Here is a 22,215-nt window from a genome sequence, read left to right as displayed (position 1 = left end):
CGTCACAGCTCGGCGCAGGGCTCCACCACCGGCAGTACGGCATCGCGGACCCACTCGGCGAGGGACGTGGCCGGCGGCCGCAGGATCACGGTGTCCACCCCGTGCTGGGCGAAGCCACGCATCTCCTCGACGAACGCCGCGGTATCACCGGGGCCGATCGGTGCGCCGCGGTGCAGCATCGTGACGCGGATGTCGGCGGGGTCGCGGCCGACGTCGTCGCAGTGCCGGTGCAGCACGTCGAGCAGGTGGCGGAGCCGCTCGGGCGTCTCGGCGAACAGGTTGCACGCGTCCGCGTACTGCGCGACGAGGCGGAGCGTCCGCTTCTCACCGGAACCGCCGATCATGATCTCCGGACCGGACAGCGGGGCCGGCGAGCACAGCGTCTCGGCGAGCTGGTAGTGCTTGCCCTCGAAGGGGCCGTCGTTGTCCAGGTCGTACATCTGGCGCGCGATCCGGACCGTCTCCTCGAGCATCTCGAAGCGGTCCTTGAGCGGCGGGAACGGGACCCCGAGGGCCGCGTGCTCCTTGTCGTACCAGGCAGCGCCGATGCCGAACGTGGCGCGGCCGCCCGAGACCACGTCGAGCGACGCGACGATCTTGGCCAGCAGGCCGGGATAGCGGTACGTCACGCCGGTCACCAGCGCGCCGAGCTGCACCTTCTCGGTGACCCCGGCGAGGTAGCCGAGCGTCGTGTACGCCTCCAGCATCGGGTCCGACGCCGGAAAGCCCTGGTGCTCCATCTGGAAGTAGTGGTCCATCACGGAGACCCACGTGACGCCACCGTCGTCCGCGTACCGGGCGGCGTCCGCCAGCTCGGTCCGCATCCGGGCGGGCTCCATCGAGTCGAAACGCATGAAGTGGGTGCCGATTCGCATGCCTCGATCCTCCTCCCCCGAGACGCGACGTCAAGCGCGGGAGCCGGTGAGCTCTCCCGCACGCCCGAGGATCCGGGCAACGAACCAGGTGATCGAGTCGGCCGTCTTGCGCGGTGTCGCCGTCGGCTGCATGACGTGGCTCAGCGCGGACCGCACCACCATGTCGATGACCGCCGTGATCTGCTCCGGCTCCAGGTCGATCTCGTACTGGTCGACCCGGTCCTGCACCACGACCATCAGCGTGCCGAGCAGCGGCTCCGAGTGGGTGGTGAGCAACGGCAGCAGCTCGGTGTCCGCGCCGTGCGTCGCCGAGACCACCGCGCGCAGCAGCGCGTTCCCCTCGGCGAGCACCAGTGTGTTCTCCACGGCCGCGTGAATCGCTGCCAGCAGGTCGTCCGGGTGGTTCTCGAAGCCCTCGACGATCGTGAAGATGAACTTCGCCGACTCGGTGAGCACCATCGCCTCGGCCAGGTCCTCCCGGCTGCCGACCGCGTTGTACACGGTCTGCCTGCTCACGCCCGCCTCTCCCGCGAGACGGCCCATCGTCACCTTCGACCAGCCGTCGGCACAGGTGAGGCGCACCGCAGCGGCGATGATGCGACTCCGGCTGGAGATCGCATCCTCGTAGTCGGCGGTTACCTCGGCCATGTGGTCGATAGTAGGGAACAAGCGGCTCCGGGACCGGGACGGCAGCGCTCGACACGGCATATTTCACCCTTTCGCTCGGCGACCTGGAAACCCCCTAGAGTGGCGAGCATGGATCTCGAAGAACGCCTTGCAGTCTTCATCGACTACGAGAACCTGGCGCTGGGCGCCAGGGAGCACCTGGGCGGGATGCAGTTCGACTTCGGCCCGATCGCCGACGCCCTCGCCGTGCGCGGCCGCGTCGTCGCGCGCCGGGCCTACGCGGACTGGTCGTACTTCGACGAGGACCGACGCATGCTGACCCGGCACCAGGTCGAGCTGATCGAGATGACGCAGCGAATGGGTGCGTCCCGCAAGAACGCGGCCGACATCAAGATGGTGGTCGACGCCATCGAGATGGCCTTCGAGCGCGACTACATCTCGACGTTCGTGATGTGCACGGGTGACAGCGACTTCTCGCCGCTCGTCCACAAGCTGCGTGAGCTGAACAAGCGCGTCATCGGCGTCGGCGTCGAGAAGTCGACGTCGCGGCTGCTGCCCGCCGCCTGCGACGAGTTCCTCTTCTACGACCGCCTCGAAGGCGTCGAGGTACCCGACGAGGACCAGGGCGCCCCGGCCCCGAAGCGCGGCTCCCGCTCGCGCCGGCCGGCCTCCGCGCCGGACCGCGCCGCCGCTGCCGCCGCGACCGCCCAGAAGGCCCCCACGACCTCGCGCCGCGCCAAGGCCGCCGAAGCGGTTGCCGAGGCCGTCGCCGAGGCTTCCGCACCCGACGCCTCCGTACCCGACGTCGTCGTCGAGCCCGAGGCGAAGCCCGCCACCCGTCGCCGCAAGAAGACCGACCCCGCGCCCGTACCCGTCGAGGTCGCCCCCGAGGCCGAGGTGGAGACCGACGTGAGCGAGCACGAGGAGGAGGTCCCGGCATCGAGCGACGCGCCCATGGAGGTACGTGTGGCGCAGACCCTCGCCGACCTGCAGTCCTCGACGAGCGGCGCCGTGACGGCGTCCGCCCTGAAGCGCACGCTGCTGCGCAAGGACCCGACGTTCAGCGAGTCCGACTACGGGTTCCGTACGTTCGGTGAGTTCCTGCGGTTCCTCGCCGACCGCGGGTTCGTCGAGCTCGCGGCGGGCCCGTCGACGGGCGACCCCGAGGTCTCGCTGCCCGAGCAGGGCGACACCGATGCGGCCTTCGTGCTGCTACGTGACGTGGTTCGGGAGTCGGGCGGCTCGGCCGCGCTCTCCGGGCTGAAGAACGCCGTGCGCAAGAAGCGCCCCGACTTCTCGGAGAAGGCGCTCGGTTTCCGCGGGTTCCTCCAGTTCGCGAAGGCCGCGGAAGCCGCCGGCGCCGTGTCCCTGGCCTGGGACGACGACGCGGACGACTACCTCGTCACCGCTTGAGCACACCAGGGATCGCGGCGAGCTGGCGGGTCAGCTCGCCGCCGTCCCGGCCGTAGACGGTCGGCACCGGACGCACCTCGAGGTCGGCGTCCGGGGTGCCGCCGTCCGGGAGGTTCCCGGCGAGGACCTGCTGCCCGCCGGTGAGCTGCCGGATCGCCACCGCCCGCACGCGGTCGGGACGGCGGTCCACGGCCTTCGCGTAGATCTGCGGGTCGTGCTGGCCGTCGTCGCCGATGAGCAGCCAGCGCACGTGCGGGAACCACGACATCAGGTGCTCGAGGCTTGCTTCCTTGTGGGCCGGTCCGCTGCGGAACCAGCCGGTGAGGGTCGGCCCCCAGTCGGTCAGGAGCAGCGGTCCGCGCGGGTAGGAGTGCCGCGAGAGGAAGGCGCGCAGCGTGTTCGCGGTGTTCCACGCACCGGTCGACAGGTAGAAGAAGCTGGCGTCCGGGTGCGCCTGCTGCAGGGTCCGGTACAGCTCGGGCATGCCGGGTACGGCTCGCCGTCCGCTGGAGTGCCGCACGAACGTGTTCCACGCCGCGAGCAGCGGCCGCGGCACCGCGGTCACCATCGTCGTGTCGTCCATGTCGCTGATGACACCGAACTCGGTCCGCTCGTCGAGCACCCGGATCAACGCCTCGGCCTCCCACGGGTTGGCCTCGTCGAGCACCGTCAGGTTCGCGGAGTGCCACCCGGCCGACAGCGGGGCGTCGGTGGGCAGCTCGACGTCGATGTAGCCCGCGCGGTCGCTCGTCACGACGGAGATGTGGTCACCGACCTGGAGCCGCACACGGCAGTGCGGCACCGGCACGGTGAGGAAGTGGCGGAACCCGCGCCGCCCGGCGCGGAGCGCCTCGAGGTCCGGGGCCGCCGGGCGCGGGCGGGAGAGCAGCACGCGCGCGAGCACCCGTACCTGGTCCGGCGTGCCGTAGCCGCTGTAGGTCTCGAGGCGGGGATGCCAGCCTGCCCGGCGCAGCACCCACCCCGCCGCGGCGTAGAAGTGGTCCTCCACCACCGCGGCGAGGTGTGGGCGCTGTGAGGGGTGCGGAGTAGGAGTGGCCACACCCCGATTGTCGCCTGTTACTGCCCGCCCATGCCCGTGGTCGCGACACCCTGCACGATGCGGCGCTGGAAGAGCATGAACACGATGAGCAGCGGCAACGCCGCGATCATCGCGGAGGCCATGTTCTGCGCGTACTGCACGCCGTACGCGTCCTTCACCGTGGACAGGCCGACAGGCAGGGTCATGAACTGCGGGTCGGTGGTGATGATGAACGGCCACAGGAAGTTGTTCCACGCGCCGATGAACACGAAGATCGCCACCGCCACGAGGATCGACCGCGAGAGCGGGAGCACGATGGTCCAGAACAGCCGCCACGACCCCGCGCCGTCGATCCGGGCGGCGTCGAGCAGCTCCTGCGGGATCGCGTCGAAGAACCGCTTGAGGATGAACACCATCACGGGGGCGACCACCTGCGGGAGCACGATGCCGGCGACCGTGTCCACGAGCCCCAGGACCTGCATCTCCCGGAACAGCGGCACGATGAGGATCTGGCCGGGCATCATGATCGCCGCGAGGGTCAGCCACTGCATGAGCGCCCGGCCCTTGAAGAGGGTCTGCGAGAACGCGAAGGCGGCCATCGCGGAGATGAGCACCGTGAGCGCCGTGACCAGCACGGCGACCACCAGGCTGTTCCACATCCACAGCAGCAGGTCGCTGTTGCCGAGCACCTTCTGGTAGGCGTCCAGCGTCCAGCCCATGGTGGGCAGCAACGACGCGGGGAGCGCTGCCTCGGCCTCGTGCTTGAAGCTGGTGACCGCGCCCCACACGATGGGCACGAGCCAGGCCCCGGCGAGCACGACGAGCGCCGCGAGCGCCCCGGCGCGCGCCCAGGGCGACGGGCCGATGGTCAGCCTGGTGAGGGCCTGGTTCTCGGCCCGCTCCTGCAGTGCCTTCGTCCGGCGGACGACGGTGATGTCGGCGACGGCCATCTCAGGCCTCCTTCCGGGCCGGCAGCAGCCGCACCAGCGTGAACACGAGAATCAGGGCGAAGAACACGTACGAGATCGCTGAGGCGTAGCCGAGCCGGTAGTTGGTGAAGCCGGTGTCGTAGATGTACTCCAGGATCGGCCGCGTGCTGCCGTTGGGTCCGCCCGCGGTGAGCATGTAGATCTGGTCGAACACCTTGAGCGACGCGAGGAGCTGCAGCACGACGATGACGCCCGTGATCGTGCGGAGCTGGGGCAGCGTGATGGAGAACAGCCGCCGCCAGCCGCCCGCGCCGTCGATCGTCGCGGCCTCGTACTGCTGGGCCGGGATGCCCTGCAGCGCCGCCAGGTAGAGCAGGAAGTTGAAGCCGACGGTCCACCACACGGTGACCCCGGCGATGGAGAACATCGCGACGTTCTCGTCGGTGAGCCAGCCGAGCGGATCCAGGCCGAGGCCCGTGATCCAGGTGTCCAGCAGGCCGATGTCGGGCTGGAACATCCAGTTGCTCAGGTGCCAGACCACGGCGCTGGTCAGCAGGTACGGCGCGAAGAACGACATGCGCCACACCCACTGGCCGGGCAGGCCTGTGTGCACGAGCAGCGCCATGACCAGGGCCACGAGCACCAGCGGAACGGTGCTGAGGATGGTGAACCACACGGTGTGCCAGAGCGTCTGCCAGACCTGGGGGTCGCCGAACGCCTCCACGTAGTTGGCGAAGCCGATGAACTCGCTGCCGGCCCCGGTGAGGCTCTGGTTCGTGAAGCTCATCCACAGGCCGTAGAGCGTCGGCACCACGAGGAAGAGGCCGGTGGCGACGGCGAACGGCGCGACGAACAGGTACCCGGACCTGTCCCGCTCACGCATGGACTTGCGGGGCGTTCCAGCGTCCGTGCCGGAACGTCTCGCGGGGGTCTCAGGCAGAGCCGGCCCCGCGGGCGCCGTGACGCCGGTATTCGAGACAGTCATCGTCGTCCTCTCGTTCAGGCGGGGTTGGGCAGTGCGAGGAACCGGTCCATCTCGCTCAGCATCCGGGTCACGGCCGTACGGCCGGGAGCCTTGCCGGCGAGGGTGTCCGTCATCGCGTCGGCCATGCGGTTCTGGAAGTCGCTGCCGCCTCCGGTGAACCAGGCGTCGGGATCGAAGACGGCGATCTCTGCGGCGGGTGCGTAGTCGCGCTGCGGCGTGAGCTCCTGGTACCCGGGCTCCTCGACGATGGGCTGGTAGGCGGGGATGTGCCCGGCCGAGGCCCAGGTCAGACCCTCCTTGAGGAGGCCGGCGAGGACGCGATAGGTCGCCTCGCGCCCGGCAGGGTCGGGCTGACCCTGGCGGGGCAGCACGAACGCGTGGGAGTCGGCGTAGTTGGCCGGTGTGTCGAAGATCGCGGGGAACTGCGTGGCCCCGACGTCGGGCAGCGCGTCGCGGAACATCGGCAGGTCCCACTCGCCGGCGAACATCATGCCCGTGCGCTGGGACATGAAACGAGCGGCGGCGGCGTTGCCGTCCTGGTTCCTCGCGGCGACCGTGCCGTCGACCATCTCCTGCAGGAACTCGAAGACCTCCGCGGCGGCCTCCTCGTCGAGCGCCGCGGGGCGGCCCGGCGTGAGCTCGTACTCGCCGCCGTTCTGCGAGTAGAGGCCCCAGAACATGCGCCAGCATCCGGCGGGGTCACGCTGGTAGCCCCAGCCGACGCCGGTCTCGCCCGTGACCTCGGACATCGCGCGGCCGGCCGCGAGGAAGGCGTCGGCGCCGGTGACGGCGTCCAGGTCGAGCTTGCCGTCCGCTCGCGCGAGGCCGGCGTCCTTGATGATCGTCGGGTTGTGGAACGTGATGTACGGGTGGGTGTCCAGCGGCAGCGCGTAGAGCTGGCCGTCGTACTGGGCCTTCTGCCAGACGGCGGGGGCGAAGTGCTCCTCACGCACCCCGAGCTGGGCGAGCGCGTCCAGGTCGAACGGCTCCAGGAGCCCGCCCGGTGCGTACCCGGCCAGCCGGGACATGTGCATGACGGCGGCCTCCGGCGGCCGTCCGCCCGACGACGCCATCGCCAGCTTGGTGTAGTACGGCGGCCCCCAGGCCAGCGTCGTCGACTCGACGGCGATGTCCGGGTTCGCCGACGCGACCGCGCCCACCATCTCCTGCATGAGCGCGCCGTCACCGCCCGAGAACAGGTCCCAGATCATGACCGGCGTCCGGCCCGCACCGACGGCGCCCGGTGCGGCGCAGCCCGCGAGCGCCCCGCCCAGCGCGACTCCACCGGCGCCGACCAGGGCCGCGCGGAGCAGGTCACGGCGGCTCAGGCCGCCGGAGCTCTCGGCACGACTGCGGGTTCTTGACGCGATCACAGGGCTTCCCTGCCCTGGGATGCCACGTCCTCGTAGCTCGGTCATCGTCGACCTCCAATGGTGCAACGTTGCGATCCAACGTTGGATCACGATGGACTAGACCGAGCGTCCCGTCAAGGGGCAACGAGTCAGCAACGGGTGTGGAAGGAAGTGGATGGGTTGTCGGAGCAAGCGGGGCGCCGCGTCGGCATCAAGGAGGTCGCAGCGGCTGCGGGCGTCTCCTGGAAAACTGTCTCCAACGTTGTGAACGACACGGGACGCGTCGGTGACGCGACCCGGGCGCGGGTGGAGGCCGTGATCGCCGAGCTGGGCTACCGGCCCAACCTCGCCGGACGCCAGCTGCGGCGGGGCCGCACCAACACGCTCGCGCTCGCCGTGCCATGGGTGCACGCGCCGTACTTCTCGGTGCTCGCCCACGAGGTGATCGAGGTCGGCAGCTCCCGCGGGTACCGCGTGCTCATCGAGGAGACGAGGTCCTCGCGCGACACCGAGCTCGAGGTGGCACGCGGCTTCGACGTCCAGGCGATCGACGGCATCATCTTCTCGCCGCTGGAGCTGTCCCCCGCCGAGATCGACGAGGTGCGCGGTCCCGTACCCCTCGTGCTCCTGGGCGAGCGGGCCGACCCGGACCCCACCCGCACGCGTCGGACGGACCACGTCAGCATCGACAACGTGGACGCCGCGGCCCAGGTCACGGCGCATCTGCTGGATTCGGGACGGCGCAGGCTCGGGTTCCTCGGCGCCGAGCCGCCGGGTGCCGGCCGTACCGGCGCGCAGCGCGTCCAGGGTTTCCTCGACGCCCACGCGGCCGCCGGCATCGAGGTCGACGAGCGCTGGGTGCTCCAGTGCCCTCAGTTCTCGCGGCCGGCGGGCGCGGAGACCATCGAGCAGGTGCTGCCCCGGATCGGCCAGATCGACGGGCTGGTGTGCGCCAACGACGAGCTGGCCCTGGGCGCCCTCTATGCGTTGCGGCGCAACGGGGTGCGGGTCCCTGCCGACCTCGCCGTGACGGGCTGGGACAACACCGAGGACGGCCGGTACTCGAACCCGTCGCTGACGACCGTGGCACCGGACCTGCGCGCGATCGCGGAGACCGCCGTGGACCGGATCCTCGCGCAGCTCGAGAACGCCGCCGTCGAGCCGGTCGACGCGCTGGTGCCGCACCGCCTGCTGGTCCGGGAGAGCAGTCGCGGCTGAGCCTTCAGCAGCCCCTCGCACGGCCTGATCCCGGGCCATGCGAGGCCTGGCGACGCCCACTCGACTGATACAACGTTGCATTCCGCTCGGATGCGGTGTTGAATCACCGCGCACCTGTCGTAGACGCAACGGAGCAGCTGATGACCTTCCTCGACCGCTTCTCGCCCGCCGGCGAACCGACGGCCACCGCCGTACCGCGCCCCGAGTATCCCCGCCCGCAGATGGCCCGCGACCGCTGGCTCAATCTCAACGGCACCTGGCAGTTCGAGGTCGACCCGGGCGACTCCGGCCTGGAGCGCGGCCTCGTCGAGCACCCGCTCCAGGACGAGATCGTCGTGCCGTTCGCACCCGAGTCGCAGCTCTCCGGCATCGAGAACACCGACTTCCTCGAGGCGGTCTGGTACCGCCGCGAGGTGACCGTCCCGGCGGAGTGGGCCGCCGTGGGCGACGACCCGCACGTCCTGCTGCACTTCGGCGCCGTCGACCACGACACCACCGTATGGGTCGAGGGCACCGAGGTGGTGCGGCACCGCGGCGGGTTCACCCCGTTCACGGCCGACCTGCACGGCATCGCCGCCCCCGGGGACACCGTCACCGTCGTCGTGCGGGCCCGCGACACGCGGCACGGGCCGCAGGCCCGCGGCAAGCAGAGCAACCGCTACGCGAACTTCGAGTGCAACTACACCCGCACCACGGGCATCTGGCAGACGGTGTGGCTGGAGCCGGTCCCGGCCGCACACCTGCGCCGTCCGCGCATCACGCCCGACCTGGCCAGCACGGCGTTCGACGTCGTGGTGCCGCTGTCGGCGAACCGCCGCGGCCACACGGTCACGGTCACCCTGACCGACGCCGACGGCGAGGTGGCGACCGCCACCGCGCGCGCCGACCTCGACCTGGCGCCCGCGCTGCGCGTCGTCGTACCCGCGGACCGCGTACGCACCTGGGGGCCCGGCGACCCGCACCTGTACGGGATCGACGTCGAGCTGCGGGACGCGGACGGCGCCGTCGTCGACTCCGTGCGCTCCTACGGCGGCCTGCGCTCCGTGTCCATCGACGGACAAGCCGTGCGGATCAACGGCGAGGCAGTGTTCCAGCGGCTCGTGCTCGACCAGGGCTACTGGCCCGAGTCGCTCATGACCGCGCCGTCGGACGCCGCGCTGGCGCGCGACATCGAGCTGGGCCTCGCGGCCGGGTTCAACGGCGCGCGCCTGCACCAGAAGGTCTTCGAGGAGCGCTACCTGTTCCACGCCGACCGGCTCGGCTACCTCGTGTGGGGCGAGTTCGGCGACTGGGGCGTCAGTGGCTACGGCACCCCCGCCGACGGCCAGCGGCCGACGACGTCGTTCGTCGCCGAGTGGATGGAGGCGCTGCAGCGCGACCACTCCCACCCGTCGATCGTCGGCTGGTGCCCGCTCAACGAGACGCACCAGGACCTGCACGACCGCATGACGCAGCTGGACGACGTCACCCGGGCGATGTGGCTCGCCACCAAGGTCGCCGACCCGTCCCGCCCGGTCCTGGACGCCAGCGGCTACTCGCACCGCGTCCTCGAGACCGATATCTGGGACTCACACCTGTACGAGCAGGAGCCGGAGAAGTTCGCGGAGCTCGTGGGCGGGCTCGCCGACGGGCAGCCGTACGAGAACACGCGTGACGACGGCACCAAGATGTCGGTGCCGTACCGGGGTCAGCCGTACTTCGTCAGCGAGTACGGCGGCATCTGGTGGAACCCGGACGTGGCCGCCACGGCGTCGGGCAGCTCTCCGGACTCGTGGGGCTACGGCCAGCGCGTAGCCGACGAGGAGGAGTTCCACACCCGGTTCCGCGGGCTCACGGAGGCGCTGCTCGGCGACCCGCGCATGTTCGCCTACTGCTACACACAGCTCACCGACGTGTTCCAGGAGGAGAACGGGATCTACCGGTTCGACCGCAGCGAGAAGCTCGACGTCGCGCGCGTGCGGGAGGTGCAGGTCCAGGTCGCGGCCGTGGAGGCGGCGGAGAACGCCGACGCTTCAGTCAGCTAGACGTGGTGGCAGGAGACGGGCTTCTTGTGGGTCTCTTTAGTCTTTTTCACCACATATCACCCAGTCCACAGGTTCGCTTGAGGGGTGCACAATAGGCCGGTGACGTACCGGTTCCTCAAGCTCATCCTCTCGCTCCTCGTGCTAGTGCTTCTGCGCCCGCGCGTCACTGGCCTGCAGAACATCCCGAAGCGCGGCGCCGTGATCCTGGCGAGCAACCACCTGTCGTTCATCGACTCGCTGCTCATCCCGATCATGGCGCCGCGCCACGTCGCGTTCCTGGCCAAGGCCGAGTACTGGACCGGCAAGGGGATCAAGGGGCGCTTCTCCCGCTGGTTCTTCACCAAGATGGGCGACATCCCGGTGCAGCGGGACGACCCGCGTGCCGGCCAGCGCTCCCTCGAGGACGCGCTCGCCGTGCTGCAGCGCGGCGGCGCGTTCGGCATCTATCCCGAGGGCACGCGCTCGCGCGACGGCAAGCTGCACAAGGGGCACACCGGAGTCGCCTGGCTGGCCCTGACCGGCAAGGCGCCCGTCGTGCCCGTGGCCCTGCTCGGGACGGACAAGGTGAAGCCCATCGGCAAGATGCCGCGGTTCGCCCGGGTGGAGCTGCACTTCGGCGTGCCCATCGACCCGTCCCGCCAGATCGCGGCGGGCACCAAGCCCGCCCAGGCCCGCCGCGAGCTGACGGAGCAGGTCATGCAGTCCATCCAGGCGATGAGCGGCCAGGAACGCGCGGACGACTAGCGTCCCCGACCTGTCAGACACACAGGTCACCGGAATGACCTGTGTGTCTGACAGGTCAGAGGCGGGTGATGCGGATGGCGTCCGCGATCACGTACGCCGTGCCCTGCGTCCAGCGGCTGACGGCCACGACCTGGCGGGTGCCCGCCGTCATGGCGTACGTGCCGAGCGAGAGCCAGGCGCCGCCACCCGCGGACTGATCCACCCGGACGGTCGACGAGCTGGTCCCCGTGTAGACGATGAAGGGCGTGGACGTGTTGTAGCCCTCGATGCCGGGGAACCACGCCTCCACCCGGTACGAACCGTCGGACGGGATGGTGGCCGAGAACGTCGCCAGGTCGCTCACCTCGGCAGGCGTCGCGTAGCGGTAGCTCGCGCCGTAGCGCTCGGCCGAGAAGGACGACGTCAGCCATGACCCGCCCGCCGCGAATCCCGGCGACGTGTTGTCGACGATGACCGACCAGCTGGAGCCTGCCAGAGCTGCCGCCACCTCCGACCGGAGCTGCGGCAGCATCGAGTACAGGACGTCGCCCGGGCAGGCCGTCGCGGTGTAGTCCCGGTGCCCGTAGATCTGCGTCGGTGCGATCCCGTACTGGTCACAGATGTAGGCGCACAGCTCGACCAGACGACTCCAGAGCTGCGCCGGCGGCGTGGCGCTCGTGTACGTGCCCTGGTTCTCGATGCCGATGGCCTGGCTGTTCTGCCCCGGGGCGTGCGCGCCCACCACCGTTCCGCTGCCGCTCTGGAGCCTGGCCAGCGACCCGTGCCGGCCCTCCATCACGTAACCGCCGCGGCTCAGCGTGAGGTGCTGGCCGGTGTCGACCCAGCCGTTCTCGAAGTGCCACTGCTGGATGTCGCGGGCGATCTGGTAGCCGGCGGCCTGCGAGTAGTCGGTGACGTTCGCCGACGCCGTGTGGTGGATCAAGATCTTGTTCGGGTTGGTCGAGACCGTCTCTATGGTGCCCCGGGCGGCAGCAGCGCCCCAGGTGCTGCAGCTCGCGATGACCGGCGCCGCGACCTCCACCCCGGCCAGGGCCCCGGGAGGAGCGTCAGCCGGCGCCTCCGGGTCGGGCGCCAGGGACTGCTGGACGTCGGTCGCCCGCGCCGCAGGAGCTGCCGCCAGGACCGCCGCCGGGGCCGCCGCAGCTGCCGCGCTCGCGGGAGCCGCTATGGTCGCGCCCGCGGCACCGATGCCGAGGACGACGGCGCTGCGCAGCAGGTCGCGCCGGTCGAGCGAGCCACGGCTGTCGTGGTTGTCGTGGCTGTGGTCGGTGGAGCTGGGGACGTGTTCGTGCACGGGTGCCTCCACGGGTCGGTCGCGCTGATACGGGCCGATTGCCTCCGTAGTATCGGCCACTGCGCTGCCCTCCGACACATCACATCCGGGCCATATCCTGCACGCGATGCCTCCCGGCCCCCGGCACGTCAGACGCCCAGGCCACCGGAGTGACCTGGGCGTCTGACAGGTGAGCCCTAGGACTCGATGGTCTGCGACGCGCCCTGGGCGATCGACGTCGCACTGCCGGTGTGCGACACCTCGACCTTGCGCGGCTTCGCGTCCTCGCTGACCGGGATCGTCAGCGAGAGGACGCCGTCGGCGTACGAGGCCGAGATGCTGTCGAGGGCGAGCCCGCGGCCCACCGTGAGCTGCCGTGCGAACGTCCCCGTGGGCCGCTCACGGACCAGCCACTGGGCGTCACCGTCGGACCGCTGCGTGCGCTCGGCGCGGATCGTGAGCGTCCGGTCCTCTACCGACACGTCGATGGTGCCGGGGTCGACGCCGGGCAGGTCCATCGACAGGACGTAGTGGTCACCCGTGCGGAACAGGTCCATCGGCATACCGCCGGACTGCCGAGCGTTGCCGGCGAACGTGCTGAACAACCGGTCCATCTCCTGGAACGGGTCCCAGTAGGTAGCCATCGCGCATCACCTCCTACAACGATGCGGCCCTGGCCCTTCCAGGGCCGCAGCGATCGACGACGGGGCTGGCCGCCGTCCGGCTACGCCTCAATTCTGGCACTCTCACTCCGAGAGTGCCAACCCCCTGGACGCACCCGATCGCTCCCGGCGAACATGCCCGGAGCGGACCCGGTCAGGCTGCCGCCCGACCCGTCAGGCCTACGCGTTCGAGCAGGTCCAGAGCCGGCCGATGCTTGTTGAACGTGTACACGTGGACGCCGGGGGCACCGGCGTCAAGCACGTCGCGGGCGAGCGTCGTGGAGTACTGGAGGCCCCGCTCGTGCTGGGCCTCGGGGTCGACGTCGCCGCCGGGCCCCGTGAGCCGGTCGAGCTCCCGCAGGAGGCCGGCCGGCGCGGCGACGCCCGTGAGCTCCTCGACGCGGCGCAGGCGACGGGCCTCCGTGGCGGGCAGGATCCCGGCGAGGATCGGGATGGTCACCCCCGCCGAGCGAGCCGACTCGACGAACCCGGTATAGGACTCGGCACGGTAGAAGAACTGGGTGATCGCGAAGCTCGCGCCGGCCTCCTGCTTCTCCAGGAGCCGCCGCACCTCCTGCTCACGCGTGGTGCCGGCCCCGGGATTGCCGTCCGGGAACGTCGCGACGGCGATGGTGAGCGGGCGGGCGGCCGACCGCAGGGCGGTGCTGGCGTCCGCCGCACAACGACGTTCGTCCACCTGCCGCAGCAGCCGGACCAGGTCGATGCTGGACCGCACGTCGTCGTCCGCGGGACGCCAGTCCGGCTCGTCGCGCGGCGGGTCCCCCCGCAGGGCGAGGAACGAGCGCACGCCGGCGTCGAGGAACTCGTCGATCACCTCGGACACGTCCTCGCGGGACGCACCCACGCAGGTCAGGTGGGCCACCGGCAGCACGGGCGTGCCCCTGAGCAGCGTGGCGAGCACCTCGCGCGACGTCGCGCGGTCGCCACCCGCGGCGCCGTACGTGACGGACACGAAGTCCGGGCGGGCCGCCACGAGGCGCTGAGCCGTCTCCCAGAAGTTCGGTGCGGCGTCGGGCCGGCGCGGTGGCATGAGCTCGAACGACACCGTGGGGCGGTGCGGGTGTACCTCGGCGACCATGGCTGCTCCATCGAACCTGGCGTGAGCACCTTACGTCCTCACGCCACGGCCTCGAGGCAGGAAGTCGGCAGGTTGCTGCGGTGTCAGGGAGCCAGGACTCTCGACCGCTCTGGATGGGTTCGCCACCATGCTAAGCGAATGTCCACCACTGGGACAGAATTCGTCCGACGGTCGAGACGACCCGGCTCACCGACTGTACGCGCCGAGTCGCCTACTTCACCGACCCGGCCACCAGGCCGCCCACGAGCCGCTTCTCGATGGCCATGAACAGGATGACCACGGGCACGATCGCCACGATGGACACCCCGAACACGTAGTGCCACGACGTCTCGTACTGACCCACGAACTTCGTCAGCGCCACGGACAGCGGCTGGTTGCCGGCCGTCGACAGCAGCACCAGCGACGCCGCGAACTCGTTCCAGGACGCGACGAACGTGAACACCACCGCCGTCACGATCCCGGGCCATACCAGCGGCAGGTTGATCTTCGTCAGGACGGTGAACGTGCCGGCGCCGTCGATCTGCGCGGCCTCGTCGACCTCCTTCGGGATGCTCGCGAAGAAGCTGTGCATGATCCAGACCGCGAACGACAGGTTGAACGCGGCGTTGACCAGGATCATCGCGGCCCACGTGTCCAGGATCCCGAGGGCGATGAACTGGCGGAACAGGCCCGAGGTGAGCACCGCCGGCTGCACCATCTGGGTCACGATCACGAGGAACAGGAACACGAGGCGGCCGGGGAACCGGAACCGCGCCGTGTAGTAGGCGGCAGGCAGCGCCACGGCGAGCACGAGCAGCGTGGCGCACAGCGAGATCACCAGGGTGGAGATCAGGTTCTGCAGCAGCGGCGTCTCGGGCGTGGCCCACATCGTGACGTAGTTGTCCCAGTGCCACTCCGTGGGGAAGTAGGTGGGGTCGACCGACCTGATCTCGGCCTTGGTCTTCACCGAGCCGAAGAACATGATCAGGTACGGCAGCATGAACACCACCAGCACCACGAGGCCTGCGAACATGCGCAGCAGCAGGGACCCGATCGGCACCTGGTCCGCTGTGTACTTCCGCACGCGCTTCGGGTTGTCCGACGGCGGCCGGGTCGCCTTGCGCGGCGCGGTCGCCGAGGCGGTGGTCACGGTCATCAGACCTCCTCGAGGGGGCGGACGACCCGCACGTAGATGGCGACGATCCCGATGACCACCAGGAACGCGATGACGGACAGCGCGCTGGCCAGGTCGATCTGCCGCTGGTTCTGCATGTACTTGAAGATCATGGTCATCACGGTGTCGGCGTCGTAACCGGGGATGGAGCCCGTCATGACGCGCAGGATCGGCAGGGAGTTGAAGACGTTGATGATGTTGATCAGCACCGCAACCGACACCGCACCCCGCAGCTGCGGCAGGACCACGCTGAAGTAGGTCCGCAGCCCGCTGGCGCCGTCGATGCGCGCGGCCTCGACGGTCTCGCCGGGCACCGTCTGCAGGCCGGCCAGGATCGTGTAGGTGGTGAACGGCAGCGACACGAACACGGCGACCACGATGGCCCACGCGAACGCGGTCTCGGGGTGCCGGGTCCAGCCGTAGCCCTCGGGGGTGTCGATCAGACCGATGTCCACGAGGAACGAGTTGATGATGCCGAAGTACGGCTCGAGGCCGTAGTGCACCACCAGCGTGGTCATGACCACGCTGGCGGCCCACGGCACGATCACGGCCATGCGCACCAGGCGACGCCCGGGGAACGCCTTGTTCAGCAGCGCTGCGAGGGCGAGCGACCCGAGCAGAGTGAGACCCACGACGACGACCACCCAGATGACCGTCCGCCCGAGGATCGGCCAGAAGTACTGGAAGCCGACCACCGTCGCGAAGTTCGCGAGGCCAACGCCCCCGTCGTCCACGCCGCTCTGACTGATGTCGCGGGTCGAGTTCCAGAACATCAGGCCTACCGGGAACAGGACCACGGCCGCAATGAGCGCGACCGCGGGCCCGATCCATGGCAGGGCCTTCAAAAGGTCCTTCACCAGGGGTTCCTCGTGCTTTCGGTTCAGCGTCGGGTGTCGTCGACGCGTGCTTGCTTGGAGCGGTCAGTGCTCAGGCGTCAGCCGGCGTCGACCTGTCCCTGGATCTCGGCGAGCACGTCCTCGGCGGACTTGTCGCTGTCGAGCTGGCCGAAGAGGGCCTTGAACGCGGAGTCCGCTGCCGACCAGTCCGGGTTGGTGCTCGGGTAGAACTGCGCGTCCGGCAGCACCTCGAGGAACGGGGCGAGCGCCTCGTCGTCGGCCAGCTGCTCGGAGCCCGACAGGGTGGTGGGCAGGAAGCCCTCGCCCTGGACCCACGGGACGTACACGTCGGCGGTGTAGAGGTAGTCGAAGAAGGCAGTGATGGCCTCCTGCTTGTCGCCGTCGTTCTGGAACGCCATGAGGTGGTCGGCCACACCGAGCGTGAACGGGCTGCCGTCCTCGGTGGGGATGGGGTGGATCGAGTACTCGAGATCCGGGTTGTCCGACTCGATCTGGCCCACGCTCGGCGGCAGACCGATCTGCATGCCGATCTTGCCCTGGACGAAGATGTCGAACAGCGGGCTGCGGTCGGTCGCACCGGCGTCGGCCTGCGTGGCGCCCTCGTCGATCATCGTCTTGATGAACTCGGCGCCCGCGACGTTCTCCGGGGTGTCGATGGTGATGGCCTCGGAGTCACCGAAGGTGCCGCCGCCGCCCCAGAGCCACACGGCTGCCTCTGCCTGCGCCTCTTCCGAACCGAGCGGCATGCCGTAGCCGGCCACACCGCCGCCGAGCTCGGAGACCTTCTTCGCGGAGTCGAGCAGCTCGTCCCACGTGGCGGGAACCTCGGCGCCCGCCTCCTCGAGGAGCGCGTCGTTGACGAACAGCGCACGGGCCGAGGCGATCCAGGGCAGGCCGTACGTGGTGTCGCCGACCGCGGCGTTCTCCAGGAACGTGGGCTGGAAGTCGGCGTAGGTCTCGTCGGAGGTGACGTCCTCGACCGGGTACAGCAGCTCGTCCGCGGCAAAGCCCGCGAAGGGGCCGCCGTTGTAGATGTCCGGGGCCTCGCCACCCTGGATCTTGGTGGCGATCACGGACTCGAGGTTGTCCCACGACTCGACCTGCAGGTTCACGTCGATGTCCGGGTTGGCTTCCTCGAACCCGGTGATCACGTCCTCCCACAGGCCCTGGGACGCGTCGGAGTAGCTGGGGACCAGCAGGTCGAGAGTGGTCGCGCCACCGTCCGCGCCGTCGTCCGACGGGGAACCGCCGAACCCGCAGGCCGTCAGGCCGGTCGTCGTGGCGAGCGTGATCACGAGGATCCCGCCGAGCCTCCTGTACTGCGCCATTGCTACTCCTTGGGCTTGTCCTGCTCGTTCGTGGTGCAGGTCACGTTTTCACTTGCCCCGTAATCTGTCAAGGGTTCTAACAAACCTGTGACATACGGGTAACAGCGTGTCCCCAGACGGCCCCCGAGGCCAGTGGAGAAGCCAAAAAGAGGGCCGCAGCACGCGGCTGCGACCCTCTTTCTGCACGTCCCGGGCCCGACGGCGGAGCCAGCGGCCGGCCTCACGCGGTCAGCAGCCGCACCCTCCGCCGTTGCTGCCCTGCTCGATCGCGCCGTACCCCCTGTCGGCCCGGTCGCTCCCCGCGTACCGGAGCACCCACGCCCCCTCGCGGGCCGGCACGACCGTGGAGATGGTGCCGTCGGGGCCCACGGTGAGCGTGCGTACGAACACGAGCTCTTCCTCCCATACGCCGGAGCCGTCCGGGTCGTGGTAGAGCCGCACCGTCGTGTTCCGCACCGGGCTCCACGAGGGATCGCCGTCGCTGCTGATGCGCAGCCACGTGAACTGGGCAGTGATCCGGGACGGCCGTCCGTCGGTCGCCGTGGGATGCGTGATCTCGCCCTGGAAGCGCACGTCGCGCCGGAGCGAGATCTTCTTTGCCTGGTCGACGTCGACGTGGTGCAGGACCAGCCGTCCGTCGGGCCGCTTGACCGCCGCGGTGTACTCGATGCCCACGTGATAGAACCCGGGCCTGATGCGCTCGGGGAGCGGGACCTCCACGGACGCGTCGCCGTCGGCGTCCAGGGTGACCGGGAACCTGCGCACCTGGGTCTCGCCGACGCCCTGGAGCGTGACCACACCGTCGAACGCGCGGAGCTGGCCACCGGTCCAGCGCAGGTCGAGCTTGTACCTGAATTCCACGGGCTCGATCCGGGTGCTGGTCGCCATGATCGTCTGGCCGTTCGCGTTCATGCGGGTCGTGATCACTGTGTCGTCACGCTCGCTGGCGTCCACGAGCGGGAGCGCCGCCTGCGCCGCCGGAGCGGCGACAAGGCCGGTGGCAAGCAGCCCGGCGGCGGTTGCCAGAGCCACCAGGCCCCGGCGAAGGATGGAAGTACGGGACGTGCTGTTCGGAGTCATCACGGTTCCTGTCCGATCGATGGCGCCCTGTCCCGGTGAACGTGCCGCTCGCCGCCAGGGCTCACCACTGAGGACGGACGGCAGCACGGAAACGATGACGGCTGAGCGTGACGACGCTTCAGCAGCCGCACTCGAACTCGCCCTGCTGGATCCAGCCATCGGAGGGAGCGATGGTGGAGCTCCCGACGTAGTCGATCCTCCAGAACCCGTGGCGAGAACCCACGCGCGTGGCGATCCGCCCGTCGGACCCGATCTTCAGGTTCCGGATGAAGACGGCCTTCTTCGGCTCGTAGGGGCCGTCGGCGTCGAACGAGAGGACGGCCTTGCCCGAGCGGACGCGGTGCCACGAGAGCGTGCTGTCACCAGAGATCCGCAGCACCCGCACGACGGCGGTGATCCGCGCGGGACGACCGTCGGTCTCCTGCGTCGAGATGGCACCGGTGACATAGGTGGCGCGCTGGAACAGGATCCTCTTGCCGTTGTCCACGTCGATGTCGTGCCGGACCTGGGTGCCGTCCGGCTTGACCACCACGGCGCTGAGCTCGACGCCCGCCAGGTACTCCCCGGGGGCCATGACCTCGTGGAGGAACGTGAATCCGCGGTGCATCATGCCGGTGCTGGTGCGCTTCATCCTGACCGGAATCCTGGTGGTCGTCCTGCGGTCGGCCTTCCGGAGCGTCACCTTGGCCTCCGCACTCAGCAGGGTCCCGCCCTCCGCCTTCAGGCCGACCAGGTAGGAGAACTGGGGGTAGTCGATCTGCTGGGTGTCCACGTCGCCGTTGAGGTCGTCGCCCGCGGCGTTCATCGACGTGGTGACCGTCGTGCCCTGGGACTTGTGGACATCGACGACCGGCGGCGAGCTTGCCTGCGCTACCGGAGCGACGACCAAGCCGCCGGCGAGGAGCGTCGTGGCGGTGGCCACGGCCACCAGACCTCGGCGGAAGAGAGAAGTGCGAGAGGTGCTGTGCAGAGACATCGCGGTGTTCCTGTCTGTTCGAGAGCGCCCGCCCGGAGCGAGCACGTCGCTCGCCGTCGGGCCTTACACCACCTAGTACGAGCCGGCACGGAGGAACGTGGGGGTAGGAGACCGACGATCGAGGGTGAAGTCGAACGAGGACTCGGGGCTGGACAACGCGAGAGCGCCCGCCCGGTCGAGACCGGGCGGGCGCTCCAGATGCGCTGTCTAGGGTTGGGTGGCCTAGCGTTCGGTGGCGCCGATCATCGGCAGACCGAACGACAGCCCGACGGCGAGGATGCCGGCGACGAACAGGTACGGCGCCGATGCGCCCTGGTCGGCCCCGCCGATGGCGATCAGCGCGAACCCGCCGAGGAAGAGCGCGAAGCACAGGATCGCGCGTACCAGCAGGGTCGCCGTGGGCTCCTGCTTCTGCCTACGGGCCACTTCGAAATCACTCATGAGCCAAATCTACCGCCCTGTCGGCTCGGGCTGACGGCCAGCTCACGGATCCGCCCGGAGCGGGCTTGTCTCGACGCCCCTCGTGGCGGATGACCGCGGCGGCGGCGCCGTCATCGAGGTCGAGGCGGGTGACATCTCCGGCAATTTCGACGGCCTTGCCGACACGCGGCGGAGTGCTCGCCCGGGGTTTCGCAGACGTCGGTACAACGCTGCCGCGCGGTGCGCCCTGCGGTCAGCGAACCGTCCGGCCGCGGCGCCAAGTTCTGGGCTCACCGGGAGCGCGCCGGTGATTTCGCAGGTCAGTGCGTTGGTCAAGGTTCTGTGCGGCACCACCGGGGACACTGCGGACGCGACTCGTCGCATGCTCGGTCCTTCCGGCGGGCTCGGGGGAGCGTTCAGCGGCAGCGTTGCGCGGCGAGGTCATGGCCCGACGGCCGGCGTGTGAATAGAGCCCGAATCACAATGGTGTTCGCTCAGCGCGAAACATGGGCGAGTTCAGGTGACACTACGATGCGTTCGTGGCAAACACGTCCCCCGCCTTCGACCAGCGTCCTGCCCGTGTGCGCACGGACTGGGGTATCTCCGGAGCACTCGCCCTCACCGCCACGGATGCGCGCGCGTCGCTCGTGATCGTCGTGGACGTGCTCTCCTTCTCCACCACCGTCACCGTCGCCTGCGAACAGGGCGCCGGGGTGTACCCGTTCCCGTACCACGATCCCGCGGGCGCAGCCCGGCTCGCGCGCACCATGCGCGCCGCCCTCGCCGGCCCGCGGTGGGAGGACGGCATCAGCATCTCCCCCGCGTCGCTGCAGGACCTCGACGCCGAACGGCTCGTCCTGCCGTCGCCCAGCGCGGCGCAGATCTGCCACACCATCGCCAACCGGGGTGCCCTCATCGTCGCGGGCAGCCTGCGCAACGCGAAGGCGGTGGCCGGCCTCGCGGCCGCACACCTGGACGCGTCGGAGAAGCACGACGTCGTGCTCGTCCCCGTGGGCGAACGGTGGCCCGACGACACGTTGCGCCCCGCACTAGAGGACTACCTGGCCGTCGGCGCCGTCGCGACGCGGCTCACGACGATGCTGCCCAAGGTCAGCATCTCGCCCGAGACCGCGGCGACCATCGCCCTCTGGAAGGGCACCAAGGACATCATGGACACAGTGGGCGGGACCGCGAGCGGTCGCGAGCTGCTCGACTCCGGGTTCGGCGACGACGTCACGATCGCCACGGAGGTCGACGCCACCGATGTGGTGCCGGTGCTGATGGACGGCGCGTTCGTACCCCTCGGCCACCGGGTCGCGGCGGCTCGTAACCGCAGGAACGTCTCAGCCGGCGCGCACTGACCCATCTGGTCCGAGGTGCCCGTGCAGGGCCGTGACGATCTGGACGTCCCCGTCCAGCCACGGGACGTCGTCCAGCTCTGCCGCCGTCAGCCAGCGCAGCTCGTCGTGGTCCTCGAGCGGTTCGGGCGCGCCGTCCTGTAGCTGCGCGAACCAGACCCGCATGCGGTGCTTGCTGGTGATCGGCCACACGCCGCCGTCCGGACCTGGAAGCTCGGCGCCGACGGCCACCGTCACGCCGAGCTCCTCGTCGAGCTCACGATGCAGCGCGGAGAGATGGTCCTCGCCCGGCTCCACCTTGCCGCCGGGAAACTCCCAGCGGCCGGCGAGTGCCGCCGGGGCAGAGCGGCGGGCGGCGAGCAGCCGGGTGGGTTGGTTCAGGTCGTCCACGATCGCGGCGGCGACCACGTTGATGAGGGGCTCCTGCATGCGGAGCAGTCTCCCACCCGAAGACGCCGCCGACGGGTCGTGATGACCCGCCGACGGCGTCCGCGGACAAGGAACGACGACGGCGCCTCTGGGGAGTGGCGCCGTCGTCGGGTGTGCTGTGTGTCAGTCAGCGAGCTGGAACTCGTTCGCCTTGGCAATCGCCTCCGCACGCGAGGACACGCCGAGCTTGCGGTAAACGCTACGGACCTGCGTCTTCACCGTGTTACGGGTGACGTACAGGCGTCGAGCGATCTGCTCGAGGGTGGCGTCCTCGGTGAGGTTCGCCAGGATTACCCGCTCACGACGAGTGAGGCTGGGCACGCGGTGGTCAAGGGTCATTACGCTCATGGTCGTTTTCCTCCACACAGCGGCCG

22 protein-coding genes are annotated in these 22,215 nt (G+C 69.9%); 5 read left to right on the top strand and 17 right to left on the bottom strand.

The annotated features are described in order from the left end of the window. Positions 1-2: 2 nt before the first annotated feature. Together ACFO6V_RS26880 and ACFO6V_RS26875 are read right to left on the bottom strand one after the other, a co-directional pair. Entirely contained in the window at positions 3-875 is an 873-nt protein-coding gene (locus tag ACFO6V_RS26880) for an LLM class F420-dependent oxidoreductase (protein ID WP_377141870.1), read from the bottom strand. A 30-nt stretch (positions 876-905) separates the two neighbouring features. Continuing rightward, positions 906-1,523 carry a TetR/AcrR family transcriptional regulator gene (locus ACFO6V_RS26875; RefSeq protein WP_377141868.1) on the bottom strand — a complete coding sequence of 206 codons (618 nt, stop codon included), beginning with the start codon at positions 1,521-1,523 and terminating at the stop codon, positions 906-908. A gap of 108 nt (positions 1,524-1,631) precedes the next feature. Between ACFO6V_RS26875 and ACFO6V_RS26870 the strand changes: the two genes are divergently transcribed. After that, on the top strand, positions 1,632-2,915 hold the full coding sequence (locus ACFO6V_RS26870; RefSeq protein WP_377141866.1) for an NYN domain-containing protein: 1,284 nt from the start codon (positions 1,632-1,634) through the stop codon (positions 2,913-2,915). Here ACFO6V_RS26870 and ACFO6V_RS26865 read toward each other — a convergent pair. The 4 genes from ACFO6V_RS26865 to ACFO6V_RS26850 are packed head-to-tail and all read right to left on the bottom strand — an operon-like array spanning position 2,905 to position 7,241. Beyond that, on the bottom strand, positions 2,905-3,975 hold the full coding sequence (locus tag ACFO6V_RS26865; protein ID WP_377141863.1) for an App1 family protein: 1,071 nt from the start codon (positions 3,973-3,975) through the stop codon (positions 2,905-2,907). The genes ACFO6V_RS26870 and ACFO6V_RS26865 overlap by 11 nt on opposite strands. Positions 3,976-3,992: 17 nt before the next feature. Then, positions 3,993-4,904 carry a carbohydrate ABC transporter permease gene (locus ACFO6V_RS26860; RefSeq protein WP_377141860.1) on the bottom strand — a complete coding sequence of 304 codons (912 nt, stop codon included), beginning with the start codon at positions 4,902-4,904 and terminating at the stop codon, positions 3,993-3,995. A gap of 1 nt (position 4,905) precedes the next feature. Beyond that, positions 4,906-5,868 carry a carbohydrate ABC transporter permease gene (locus tag ACFO6V_RS26855; protein WP_377141858.1) on the bottom strand — a complete coding sequence of 321 codons (963 nt, stop codon included), beginning with the start codon at positions 5,866-5,868 and terminating at the stop codon, positions 4,906-4,908. 14 nt (positions 5,869-5,882) lie between these two features. Next, positions 5,883-7,241, bottom strand: coding sequence for an extracellular solute-binding protein (locus ACFO6V_RS26850; protein ID WP_377141856.1), 1,359 nt, complete (start codon positions 7,239-7,241; stop codon positions 5,883-5,885). A 159-nt stretch (positions 7,242-7,400) separates the two neighbouring features. Between ACFO6V_RS26850 and ACFO6V_RS26845 the strand changes: the two genes are divergently transcribed. From ACFO6V_RS26845 to ACFO6V_RS26835, 3 genes are all read left to right on the top strand, one after another. Then, positions 7,401-8,438 carry a LacI family DNA-binding transcriptional regulator gene (locus ACFO6V_RS26845; RefSeq protein WP_377141854.1) on the top strand — a complete coding sequence of 346 codons (1,038 nt, stop codon included), beginning with the start codon at positions 7,401-7,403 and terminating at the stop codon, positions 8,436-8,438. Between the two features lie 140 nt (positions 8,439-8,578). Continuing rightward, on the top strand, positions 8,579-10,462 hold the full coding sequence (locus tag ACFO6V_RS26840) for a glycoside hydrolase family 2 protein (protein WP_377141851.1): 1,884 nt from the start codon (positions 8,579-8,581) through the stop codon (positions 10,460-10,462). 99 nt (positions 10,463-10,561) lie between these two features. After that, positions 10,562-11,206, top strand: a complete 645-nt coding sequence (locus tag ACFO6V_RS26835; protein ID WP_357448262.1) for a lysophospholipid acyltransferase family protein — start codon at positions 10,562-10,564, stop codon at positions 11,204-11,206. A gap of 55 nt (positions 11,207-11,261) precedes the next feature. Here ACFO6V_RS26835 and ACFO6V_RS26830 read toward each other — a convergent pair whose 3' ends face one another. From ACFO6V_RS26830 to ACFO6V_RS26790, 9 genes are all read right to left on the bottom strand, one after another. Continuing rightward, complete coding sequence (locus ACFO6V_RS26830) at positions 11,262-12,500, bottom strand: golvesin C-terminal-like domain-containing protein (protein WP_377141848.1); 1,239 nt, start codon at positions 12,498-12,500, stop codon at positions 11,262-11,264. 176 nt (positions 12,501-12,676) lie between these two features. After that, positions 12,677-13,123, bottom strand: a complete 447-nt coding sequence (locus ACFO6V_RS26825; protein ID WP_377141845.1) for an Hsp20/alpha crystallin family protein — start codon at positions 13,121-13,123, stop codon at positions 12,677-12,679. A 172-nt stretch (positions 13,124-13,295) separates the two neighbouring features. Then, positions 13,296-14,240 carry a methylenetetrahydrofolate reductase gene (locus ACFO6V_RS26820; protein WP_116673066.1) on the bottom strand — a complete coding sequence of 315 codons (945 nt, stop codon included), beginning with the start codon at positions 14,238-14,240 and terminating at the stop codon, positions 13,296-13,298. A 211-nt stretch (positions 14,241-14,451) separates the two neighbouring features. Continuing rightward, positions 14,452-15,375 (bottom strand): carbohydrate ABC transporter permease, encoded by a 924-nt coding sequence (locus ACFO6V_RS26815; RefSeq protein WP_377141841.1) that lies wholly within the window; start codon positions 15,373-15,375, stop codon positions 14,452-14,454. Next, a complete protein-coding gene (locus tag ACFO6V_RS26810) occupies positions 15,375-16,250 on the bottom strand; it encodes a carbohydrate ABC transporter permease (RefSeq protein WP_377141838.1) in 876 nt (291 codons plus the stop codon). Before ACFO6V_RS26810 ends, ACFO6V_RS26815 begins: the two co-directional genes overlap by 1 nt. 77 nt (positions 16,251-16,327) lie before the next feature. Further along, the gene (locus ACFO6V_RS26805) at positions 16,328-17,578 is read right to left on the bottom strand and encodes an extracellular solute-binding protein (RefSeq protein WP_377141836.1); all 1,251 of its coding nucleotides are present in this window, start codon (positions 17,576-17,578) and stop codon (positions 16,328-16,330) included. 228 nt (positions 17,579-17,806) lie between these two features. Further along, positions 17,807-18,610, bottom strand: coding sequence for a hypothetical protein (locus ACFO6V_RS26800; RefSeq protein ID WP_377141834.1), 804 nt, complete (start codon positions 18,608-18,610; stop codon positions 17,807-17,809). Positions 18,611-18,776: 166 nt separating this feature from the next. Further along, positions 18,777-19,580, bottom strand: a complete 804-nt coding sequence (locus ACFO6V_RS26795; RefSeq protein ID WP_377141831.1) for a hypothetical protein — start codon at positions 19,578-19,580, stop codon at positions 18,777-18,779. A 276-nt stretch (positions 19,581-19,856) separates the two neighbouring features. Next, entirely contained in the window at positions 19,857-20,075 is a 219-nt protein-coding gene (locus tag ACFO6V_RS26790) for a hypothetical protein (protein ID WP_377141829.1), read from the bottom strand. Positions 20,076-20,593: 518 nt separating this feature from the next. On the opposite strand from ACFO6V_RS26790, the gene ACFO6V_RS26785 reads away from it, so the two are divergent. Next, positions 20,594-21,415 (top strand): 2-phosphosulfolactate phosphatase, encoded by an 822-nt coding sequence (locus tag ACFO6V_RS26785; protein WP_377141827.1) that lies wholly within the window; start codon positions 20,594-20,596, stop codon positions 21,413-21,415. On the opposite strand, the gene ACFO6V_RS26780 is transcribed toward ACFO6V_RS26785, so the two are convergent. Continuing rightward, the gene (locus tag ACFO6V_RS26780; protein ID WP_377141824.1) at positions 21,398-21,841 is read right to left on the bottom strand and encodes a (deoxy)nucleoside triphosphate pyrophosphohydrolase; all 444 of its coding nucleotides are present in this window, start codon (positions 21,839-21,841) and stop codon (positions 21,398-21,400) included. The genes ACFO6V_RS26785 and ACFO6V_RS26780 overlap by 18 nt on opposite strands. A gap of 123 nt (positions 21,842-21,964) precedes the next feature. Then, complete coding sequence (locus tag ACFO6V_RS26775) at positions 21,965-22,207, bottom strand: LuxR C-terminal-related transcriptional regulator (RefSeq protein ID WP_377141924.1); 243 nt, start codon at positions 22,205-22,207, stop codon at positions 21,965-21,967. Positions 22,208-22,215 lie beyond the last annotated feature (8 nt).

The organism is Promicromonospora alba (genome assembly GCF_042654905.1).
GTDB lineage: Bacteria > Actinomycetota > Actinomycetes > Actinomycetales > Cellulomonadaceae > Promicromonospora > Promicromonospora alba.
Note: the sequence above shows the minus strand (reverse complement) of the source record. Positions and strands in the feature narration are given on the sequence as shown.

Excerpts from the sequence above, each read along its gene's own strand:
- ACFO6V_RS26805 (WP_377141836.1), bottom strand. The coding sequence starts at position 17,578 with ATGGCGCAGTACAGGAGGCTCGGCGGGATCCTCGTGATCACGCTCGCC.
- ACFO6V_RS26815 (WP_377141841.1), bottom strand. The coding sequence starts at position 15,375 with ATGACCGTGACCACCGCCTCGGCGACCGCGCCGCGCAAGGCGACCCGG.
- ACFO6V_RS26880 (WP_377141870.1), bottom strand. The coding sequence starts at position 875 with ATGCGAATCGGCACCCACTTCATGCGTTTCGACTCGATGGAGCCCGCC.
- ACFO6V_RS26875 (WP_377141868.1), bottom strand. The coding sequence starts at position 1,523 with ATGGCCGAGGTAACCGCCGACTACGAGGATGCGATCTCCAGCCGGAGT.
- ACFO6V_RS26820 (WP_116673066.1), bottom strand. The coding sequence starts at position 14,240 with ATGGTCGCCGAGGTACACCCGCACCGCCCCACGGTGTCGTTCGAGCTC.
- ACFO6V_RS26870 (WP_377141866.1), top strand. The coding sequence starts at position 1,632 with ATGGATCTCGAAGAACGCCTTGCAGTCTTCATCGACTACGAGAACCTG.
- ACFO6V_RS26825 (WP_377141845.1), bottom strand. The coding sequence starts at position 13,123 with ATGGCTACCTACTGGGACCCGTTCCAGGAGATGGACCGGTTGTTCAGC.
- ACFO6V_RS26855 (WP_377141858.1), bottom strand. The coding sequence starts at position 5,868 with ATGACTGTCTCGAATACCGGCGTCACGGCGCCCGCGGGGCCGGCTCTG.
- ACFO6V_RS26790 (WP_377141829.1), bottom strand. The coding sequence starts at position 20,075 with ATGAGTGATTTCGAAGTGGCCCGTAGGCAGAAGCAGGAGCCCACGGCG.
- ACFO6V_RS26860 (WP_377141860.1), bottom strand. The coding sequence starts at position 4,904 with ATGGCCGTCGCCGACATCACCGTCGTCCGCCGGACGAAGGCACTGCAG.
- ACFO6V_RS26840 (WP_377141851.1), top strand. The coding sequence starts at position 8,579 with ATGACCTTCCTCGACCGCTTCTCGCCCGCCGGCGAACCGACGGCCACC.
- ACFO6V_RS26780 (WP_377141824.1), bottom strand. The coding sequence starts at position 21,841 with ATGCAGGAGCCCCTCATCAACGTGGTCGCCGCCGCGATCGTGGACGAC.